At 31.2% G+C, this 8,226-nt stretch carries 9 protein-coding genes; all 9 read left to right on the top strand.

The genetic code is table 11. From position 1 onward, the window contains the following. Positions 1-88: 88 nt before the first annotated feature. The 9 genes from Q0F58_RS08440 to Q0F58_RS08400 are packed head-to-tail and all read left to right on the top strand — an operon-like array spanning position 89 to position 8,225. A complete protein-coding gene (locus Q0F58_RS08440; protein WP_294374971.1) occupies positions 89-1,294 on the top strand; it encodes a DegT/DnrJ/EryC1/StrS aminotransferase family protein in 1,206 nt (401 codons plus the stop codon). Then, the gene (locus Q0F58_RS08435; RefSeq protein ID WP_294374967.1) at positions 1,294-1,977 is read left to right on the top strand and encodes a sugar transferase; all 684 of its coding nucleotides are present in this window, start codon (positions 1,294-1,296) and stop codon (positions 1,975-1,977) included. The genes Q0F58_RS08440 and Q0F58_RS08435 overlap by 1 nt, the downstream gene beginning before the upstream one ends. Positions 1,978-1,985: 8 nt before the next feature. After that, complete coding sequence (locus Q0F58_RS08430; protein WP_294374964.1) at positions 1,986-3,116, top strand: glycosyltransferase family 4 protein; 1,131 nt, start codon at positions 1,986-1,988, stop codon at positions 3,114-3,116. 5 nt (positions 3,117-3,121) lie between these two features. After that, positions 3,122-3,673, top strand: coding sequence for a DapH/DapD/GlmU-related protein (locus Q0F58_RS08425; protein ID WP_294374961.1), 552 nt, complete (start codon positions 3,122-3,124; stop codon positions 3,671-3,673). Positions 3,674-3,693: 20 nt separating this feature from the next. After that, on the top strand, positions 3,694-4,764 hold the full coding sequence (locus Q0F58_RS08420) for a glycosyltransferase (protein ID WP_294374958.1): 1,071 nt from the start codon (positions 3,694-3,696) through the stop codon (positions 4,762-4,764). A 15-nt stretch (positions 4,765-4,779) separates the two neighbouring features. Beyond that, positions 4,780-5,301 carry a serine O-acetyltransferase gene (locus Q0F58_RS08415; protein WP_294374956.1) on the top strand — a complete coding sequence of 174 codons (522 nt, stop codon included), beginning with the start codon at positions 4,780-4,782 and terminating at the stop codon, positions 5,299-5,301. 10 nt (positions 5,302-5,311) lie between these two features. Beyond that, positions 5,312-6,397, top strand: a complete 1,086-nt coding sequence (locus Q0F58_RS08410) for a glycosyltransferase (RefSeq protein ID WP_294374954.1) — start codon at positions 5,312-5,314, stop codon at positions 6,395-6,397. Beyond that, entirely contained in the window at positions 6,394-7,470 is a 1,077-nt protein-coding gene (locus Q0F58_RS08405; RefSeq protein WP_294374952.1) for a glycosyltransferase family 4 protein, read from the top strand. Before Q0F58_RS08410 ends, Q0F58_RS08405 begins: the two co-directional genes overlap by 4 nt. Beyond that, positions 7,467-8,225, top strand: a complete 759-nt coding sequence (locus tag Q0F58_RS08400; RefSeq protein ID WP_294374949.1) for a DUF2334 domain-containing protein — start codon at positions 7,467-7,469, stop codon at positions 8,223-8,225. The genes Q0F58_RS08405 and Q0F58_RS08400 overlap by 4 nt, the downstream gene beginning before the upstream one ends. Position 8,226: the final 1 nt, after the last annotated feature.

The following is an 8,226-nucleotide window of genomic DNA, read 5'->3' as shown; positions in this document are numbered from 1 at the left end:
GTTATTAAAGGTTGAAAGAAAGGAGAAGTATGTTGTAAATGACCAGTTAGATGGGTCAATTACAATATACCAGGATAAAGAGTTTATGATGAATATACCATTTTCACCACCAGATATTTCAGAAGAAGAAGTTAAAGAGGTTACTGAAGCCTTAAAATCTGGTTGGATTACAACTGGGCCAAAGACAAAGCAATTGGAAAAAGAAGTAGCTGATCTTTGTGGAGTAAATCGAGCAGTATGCTTAAATTCTCAAACAGCGTGTGCTGAAATGACATTGAGATTATTGGGGGTAGGGCCTGGTGATGAAGTTATTACCAGTGCGTATACATACACGGCAAGTGCTTCTGTAGTATGTCATGTTGGAGCTAAATTAGTTCTAATTGATACACAAGAAAACTCATTAGAAATGGATTATGAAAAATTAGAACATGCGATTACTGAAAAGACAAAGGTAATCATTCCTGTGGATCTTGGGGGAGTTCCATGTGACTACGATAGAATTTTCTCTATTGTAGAAAAGGAAAAGGATTTATTTAATCCTACAAATGATATTCAAAAAGCGATTGGTAGAGTAATTGTTATGGCAGATGCTGCACATGCGTTTGGTGCAACTTGGCATAATAAACCAGTAGGTAGTATTGCGGATTTCTCTAACTTTAGTTTTCATGCAGTTAAAAACTTTACGACAGCTGAAGGTGGAGCTGTAACATGGAAAGATATTGAGGGTATTGATAATGAAGTGATTTATAAAAAATATCAATTATTATCATTACATGGACAATCTAAAGATGCTTTAGCTAAGACACAATTAGGAGCTTGGGAATATGATATTGTAGGTCCTTGGTACAAATGTAACATGACAGATGTTGTTGCAGGTATTGGCTTAGGACAAATGAGAAGATATAAGGGAATGTTAGAAAGAAGAAAAGAGATCATTCAAAAGTATGATGCAGCATTCAAACCATTGGGTGTTGAAGTGTTAAATCATTATACGGATGAACATCAATCTTCTGGACACTTGTATATTACAAGAATTCCTAATATTACATTGGAACAGCGTAATGAAATTATTATTAAAATAGCAGAGCATGGTGTTGCAACAAATGTTCATTACAAACCACTTCCAATGATGACTGCTTATAAAAACTTAGGATTTGATATCAAGGATTATCCAAATGCATATAAGCAGTTTGAAAATGAGATTACTCTTCCTTTATATACAAAATTGACAGATGAAGAAGTGGATTATATTATTGAAAATTATTGTAATGTGATTAATAAGGTGAAAAATTAATGCTTAAGAATTGGAATGAATTGCCTGAGTATATGCGAACGGATGAAGTTCGTCCTTATTATGATTTATTACTAAGAAAAAAATTAAGTTTATTTTTTAAGAGAGTATTTGATATTTTGGTTTCTTTAATCATGATTATTCTTTGTTCTCCAATTTTATTGATTATTTCAATATTAATTGTGAAAGATTCCAAGGGTGGCGTTTTCTATAGACAAGAAAGAGTGACTCAGTATGGTAGAGTATTTAGAATCTTTAAGTTTAGGACAATGGTACAAAATGCGGATCAGATTGGAACACAGGTAACCGTATCAAATGATTCAAGAATTACAAAGATTGGAAGTAAACTTAGAGATTGTAGATTAGATGAACTACCACAATTGTTCAATATCTTTTTAGGAGATATGACATTTGTGGGAACACGACCAGAAAGTGTTCATTATGTAAAAAGTTATACGAATGAAATGTATGCAACCTTATTACTACCTGCAGGAGTTACATCAGAAGCTAGTATTCAATACAAAGATGAAGCTGATTTACTAGATCAAGCAGATGATGTAGATCGTGTATATATTAATGAGGTATTGCCAGAAAAAATGAAGTATAACTTGAATAGTATAAAAGAATTTAGTTTCTTTAAAGAAATCGCCACTATGTTTAGAACCGTGTTTGCGGTGTTAAGGTAGGTAAGTAGATGAGAGATAAAAAATTGATTGCATTATTGACCAATAATGACGATGATATTTATTGTTTTAGAAAGGAATTGATAGAAGGACTTCTTGATGAAGGGTATGAAATGCTCATATCATGTCCAAATGGACCTAAATTTGACTTAATGAAAGATATACCCTTTAGATATGATGACCCTGTAATTGATAGACGTGGCACGAATATTATAGCTGATGCAAAATTATTTCTACATTACAGAAAGTTATTTAAGAAAGAAAGACCGGATATTGTCCTCACATATACAGCAAAACCTAATGTTTACGCATCTGTGGCTGCAAGGACTTTGCATATTCCATATATAAATAATGTGACAGGTATCGGCTCGGTGATTAATATGACTGGTATAAAGAAAGCATTTATTTTATGGTTGTTTAAGTTTGCGTACAAGGGAGCTGCATGTGTAATGTTCCAAAATTCCACAAACATGAAACTTGCAATTGATTCAGGAATGGTAAAGGGAGATTACAAGCTTATTCCTGGTTCAGGAGTAGATCTTAAAAGGTATCCGTTGCAAGCATATCCTAGTGGTGGAAATGGTAAAGTGGGGGATACAGTAGTATTTAATTATATTGGCCGTATTCTTCATGATAAAGGCGTGGATGATTACATTGAGGCAGCCAAAATGATAAAAAAAGATTATCCAAACACAGAGTTTAATATGATTGGATTTATTGAACCGACAGAAAGCCATTACGAAAATGAATTAGCTGAGTTAGAAAAAATTGGAATTGTATATTATCGGGGATCGCAAAAAGATGTCAAACCATGGATTAGAAGGGCACATGCTATTATTCATCCATCTACCTATGGAGAGGGAATGAGTAATGTTTTGCTTGAAAACGCAAGCTCAGGTCGTTTTATTATTACTACAGATAATCCAGGATGCCAGGAAACTGTAATTGATGGGGAAAGTGGTTATGTTTATCATGGTGGAGATGTTAGTAAATTAGTTGAAACAATTAAAAAATTTTTAGATCTTAAAAATAATGACAGAGAAAATTGTGGAAAAAAGGGAAGAAAATATGTTGAAAATAATTTCTCTAGAGAAATTGTTGTTAATGCTTATAAAGAAGTGATAAAAAGAATATTAAGGTGATTTTTATGAATAAATATTTACGTGCTTCAATGTGTGGTATAATCTCTATCTGTAAATTTGGATTATTGAAAATTGAAAAAGGGAATAATTTTAGCTGTAAATTGATAAATTTAGTATCACCCTTAACAGAAGTGACTATTGATAAGAGTGGACATTTATGCATTGGTGCTAAATTTCGAATGAGGAGCGGAGCAAAAATTAGGGTAAGAAAAAACGCCAATTTATCAATTGGAGATAATTTTAGTATGAGTAATAATTGTGTTATTACAGCATGGGAAAAAATAAAAATAGGCGATAATGTACAATTTGGTCCAGGAGTGCTCGTATATGATCAAGATCATGATTTAAAAGTTCCAGGAGGTCTAGCCGCTGAGAAATATAAGACTAAACCTATTCACATTGGTAATGGTGTTTGGGTTGGTGCAAATACGATAATATTGCGTGGTACTGTCATTGGAGATAATACTGTCATTGGAGCAGGAAGTATTATAAAAGGTAATATTCCAGCAAATTCTCTAGTCGTACAAAAAAGAGAGACTAATATTATGAAACTATAGTCTTGATTTGGGAGGAAAAAATGGAATCAAACAAGAAGAGAATTGTATTTTTTGATGGAACTTTAATGCAAGGAGGAGCAGAAAGAGTCATTTCAATTTTATCTAAAAGTATGAGTAAGGAGAACTACGATGTTACAATCTTACTTTATTACAATGAAGAAATATTTTATGAGTTGGATCCAGATGTAAAAACTGTGTCAGTTGTAGAGAAGACAGGTACAAAAAATATTCTACTTAATATGAAATGGATTCGTTCATTCTTTAAAAAAAATGCTGATATTGTAATTTCTTTTCTAGCTCCATTTAATATGCTGGCCATTACTTGTAATTTGGGATTAAAAAGTCCAATTATAGTAGCAGATAGAAATGATCCAAGGAAGATTCCAGATAATTTTTTAATAAGAAAAGCACGTGACTTCTTATATTTATTAGCAAATGGAGTTGTGATACAGACAACACATAACAAAAATTATTTTTCAAATATAATTCAAAAAAAAAGTGTTGTAATATATAATCCTGTATCCTTAAATGAAAAAAAAGGGATTGCAATTCAAACTATTAAATTAAAAAGAATAGTATCTGTTGGACGTTTAATGAAACAAAAAAATCAATTATTACTTTTAAAAGCATTTAAAAAGGTTGCAAGTATAAGACCAGGATACAAGCTTACAATTTACGGAGAGGGACCAGAGCGCATGACGCTGGAGAAATATATACAAGAAAATAATATGACAGATATTGTGGATTTACCTGGAAGTGTTAAAAATGTTCATGACGTCATAGCAGATGCAGAGATATTTGTTATGTCATCAAATTTTGAGGGAATGCCTAATGCATTAATAGAAGCCATGTGCTTAGGTCTTGCTTGCATATCTACCAAAGTTTCGGGAGCAACTGACTTAATTCAAGATGGCGTGAATGGTGATTTAGTCGATATTGGTGATGAAGAGGGATTGGCTGAAAAAATCATTAGATTAATAGATGATGATAAGCGTAGAAAAGCTTATGCTATGAAGGCACTGCAATTAAATGAATTGTTAAGTACAGAAATAATAGTGAAACAATGGTTAGATTATATGAAAAAGTTTTAGAGTATGAGGTTAATAATGCATTTTAGTGAGTTGTTAGAAATAATTAATAATGATATCGATAGATGGGATAATATGAATATTGTTAAGGCGTATATATTAATACCGGAATTCAGATTAATTTGGAGGTATAGATGGCTGCAATTTTATCGCACACACAAATGGTTAAGAGTAATAAGTGCTGTTGAAAGAATTTTATACCATAAGTCTTGTGTAAGATGTGGTTGTGATATACCAAGCCATGTTGCCATTGGAAGTGGTTTTAAAATGTTGCACGGATTTGGAATTGTTATTAATTCGAAAACAGTTATTGGTGATAATTGTACAATTGTAGCGGGAACGGTAATAGGAGCAAATCATACGGGTCAACCTACAATTGGTAATAATGTAAATATTGGTGCAAATTGTACAATTATTGGTGGAATTTGTATTGGTAATAATGTAGAGATTGGTGCGGGCTCAGTCGTAACTCATAGTGTACCTGACAATGCTGTTATTTACGGAGAAGTATCACATATAAGAAAAATTAAAGAAGTATGAGGTGACAAAAATGCAAAAAGAGAAAGTTATGATAGTAGTATCAAATTTAAAAATTGCTGGTGCACAAAAAATGGTTGAACAATTAGCATTAGCAATGGATAAAAATCAATATGAATTAAATATCATTTGTCTTTCATCACCTTGTAATTCTATTATTGAAAAAAGATTATTAGATAATAATATATCTATTATTTTTTTAAATAAAAAACCTGGCTTTCAATATAAAATGTTTTCCAAAATTATGTTTTATGTGAAAAAACTAAAACCTTCTATAATTCATACGCATGTAACAAGTTGGATATATACGTTTCCAATAGCGATGAAAAAAAATATATGCATTCTTCATACAATTCACAGTAGACCAAATAGACAAGAAGACAATACATTAGTTAGAAAATTAATTACTTTTCTATATCATCATCATGTCATTGTACCAGTTGCTATATCAAATGAGATAAAGAAAGAAGCAACACAATTATATGATTTATCTGAGTCAGAAGTAGAAATGGTCGTTAATCCTGTTGATTATATGTCATTTTCAAGAGTTGAAAAGAAAAAGCATGAAGAAGTGGTATATGTGAATGTAGCTAGATTTGATAAAGTAAAAAATCAATTGTTCTTGATAAAAGCATTCGCTAAAGCTTATGAAAAAAAACCGCAAATTCGCTTAATACTAGCGGGTGAGGGTGAACTTATGGAAGAAGCTCAGCATTTATCTAAAGCATTAGGAATTGATAATGTTGTTCAATTTTTAGGAAATGTAGACAATGTACCAGAATTGTTTTCAATATGTGATGTCTTTGTATTACCGTCTCTTACTGAGGGGCTACCGGTAAGTTTGCTTGAAGCAGAAGCTGCTGGATTGCCAGTTATAGCATCAAGAATAGGTGGAATACCAGATATATTTAATGATAATGGTTATCTTATTGATGTTAATGATGAAAATGCATTAATTGAAAGTATTTTATCATTAACAAATGATGATATACGAGCAGAAAAAAGTAAGAACTCAAACGAGATTGCAAAACAATATTCTGCTGACAAAGTGGCACGAAAATATGAAGAATTGTATAAAAAGTATTGGAGAGGAAAATGAAAAAAATTTTATTTGTAATTAGTAGTATGTCTGCCAATGGGGCTGAACGTGTTATGAGTCTTTTAGTAAATCGCGCAGTTAAAGATAGAAATGAAGTATTTTTGGCATTAGTGTCATCTCCAAAAGTTGAATATGAAATAGATAAAAAAGTTCATATTGAGTATGTTGGGGCGGCAAATAGTAGTTCTATATATGCAGTTTTCAAGAGAATATCAAATTTAAGAAAAGTAATTAAAACATTTAAGCCAGATGTCATCGTTTCATTTTTAACGACTTGTAATATATATTGTTGTGTTGCAGGATTGGGACTAAGAGCACCTATTATTATTAGTGAACGTAACGATCCAATTAGAGATTGTCCTAGCAAAATTAGAAGAATTGTAAGAAATATTACATATAAATTTGCGGATGGATATATTTTTCAAACAGATGAGGCAAGAGAATATTTTTCACAAAATATAAAAGCTAAATCAGTAGTAATACCGAATCCAGTTAAAAAGAATCTGCCTTTGTGGAATGGAAAAAGCAATTCTCATGTAATTATAGCAGCAGGTAGGCTATCAAAACAAAAAAATTATACAATGATGCTAAAGGCATTTTCTTTTTTTTGCAAAGAAGATGATTCTTATAGCCTACATATATATGGAGAAGGGCCAGACCGAGAACTATTGGAGATTTATGCAAAAAAATTAGGGATAGATCAGAAAGTAGTTTTTAAAGGATTAGATTTTAAAATTCATGAGAAGATGAGAGATGCTTCAATGTATGTACTATCTTCAGATTATGAAGGCATATCAAATTCTCTCTTAGAAGCCATGAGTATGGGTATGCCATGTATTTCTACAGATTGTCCATGTGGAGGTTCTAGACATTTAATAGAAAATGATGTTTCTGGGATACTTACCAAAGTTGGTAATGCAAAAGAATTTGCTGATGCAATGTTAAAAATTGCGTCGTCACGAGAATATGCGAGAAATTTAGGTGAAAATGCATTGCAGACAAGATATTCTCATTCAGAAAATGAAATATTGTCACAGTATTTTCAATATATTACAAGTAAGGTGAAAAAATGAGAAAAATATTATTCAGATTAGATGATGTATGTCCAAAGATGGATCATTCAAAATTTGATCGAGTTAAAGATTTATTTATGAAATATAATGTACATCCAATTATTGGGGTTGTTCCAGAATGCAAGGATAATATGCTAAATATTGATGATGAAGATCCTTTATTTTGGGAAAAAGTTGCAGAACTCCAAAAATTAGGATGGACTGTTGCTATGCATGGATGTTTTCACGAATATGTTACACATTCAAATGGTCTTATATCTAATGGAAAAAAAAGTGAATTTGCGGGACTATCATATGAAGAACAGATAAAAAAAATAAAATACGGAAAAAATGTACTTGAAAAGAATGGAATTAAAGTGGATGTGTTTATGGCTCCATCTCATTCATATGATAAAAATACAATAAATGCATTAAAAACATGTGGCTTCAGATATGTTACAGATGGATTAACAAATCGTCCTTATGAATATATGGGCTTGACATTTGTCCCTTGCAAAGAATCAAAAATAATTAGAACAAATAGATTTTCAACAGTATGTTTACATACAAACACAGCAGCAAATGAAAGATTTTCTGAAATAGAAAAATTTTTAAAAGAGCAGAGAGAGGAAGCTTATATAGATTTTTATCAAGCTGCTCAATTGAAAAAGCAATCATATTGGTTATCTAGAATTAAAGAATTGCTGTTTTACGTGAAAAAATATTATATTATTAATGGAATATATATTTTATATAAAAAGATTAAGAAGGATTAAA

Origin of the sequence: uncultured Clostridium sp., from assembly GCF_934754915.1 — a bacterium.
In the GTDB taxonomy this organism is placed as follows: domain Bacteria; phylum Bacillota; class Clostridia; order Clostridiales; family Clostridiaceae; genus Clostridium.
The sequence above is the reverse complement of the archived record's forward strand: the minus strand, read 5'-3'. Positions and strand labels throughout refer to the sequence as shown.

Excerpts from the sequence above, each read along its gene's own strand:
- Q0F58_RS08440 (WP_294374971.1), top strand. The coding sequence starts at position 89 with ATGAATATACCATTTTCACCACCAGATATTTCAGAAGAAGAAGTTAAA.
- Q0F58_RS08435 (WP_294374967.1), top strand. The coding sequence starts at position 1,294 with ATGCTTAAGAATTGGAATGAATTGCCTGAGTATATGCGAACGGATGAA.
- Q0F58_RS08430 (WP_294374964.1), top strand. The coding sequence starts at position 1,986 with ATGAGAGATAAAAAATTGATTGCATTATTGACCAATAATGACGATGAT.
- Q0F58_RS08425 (WP_294374961.1), top strand. The coding sequence starts at position 3,122 with ATGAATAAATATTTACGTGCTTCAATGTGTGGTATAATCTCTATCTGT.
- Q0F58_RS08420 (WP_294374958.1), top strand. The coding sequence starts at position 3,694 with ATGGAATCAAACAAGAAGAGAATTGTATTTTTTGATGGAACTTTAATG.
- Q0F58_RS08415 (WP_294374956.1), top strand. The coding sequence starts at position 4,780 with ATGCATTTTAGTGAGTTGTTAGAAATAATTAATAATGATATCGATAGA.
- Q0F58_RS08410 (WP_294374954.1), top strand. The coding sequence starts at position 5,312 with ATGCAAAAAGAGAAAGTTATGATAGTAGTATCAAATTTAAAAATTGCT.
- Q0F58_RS08405 (WP_294374952.1), top strand. The coding sequence starts at position 6,394 with ATGAAAAAAATTTTATTTGTAATTAGTAGTATGTCTGCCAATGGGGCT.
- Q0F58_RS08400 (WP_294374949.1), top strand. The coding sequence starts at position 7,467 with ATGAGAAAAATATTATTCAGATTAGATGATGTATGTCCAAAGATGGAT.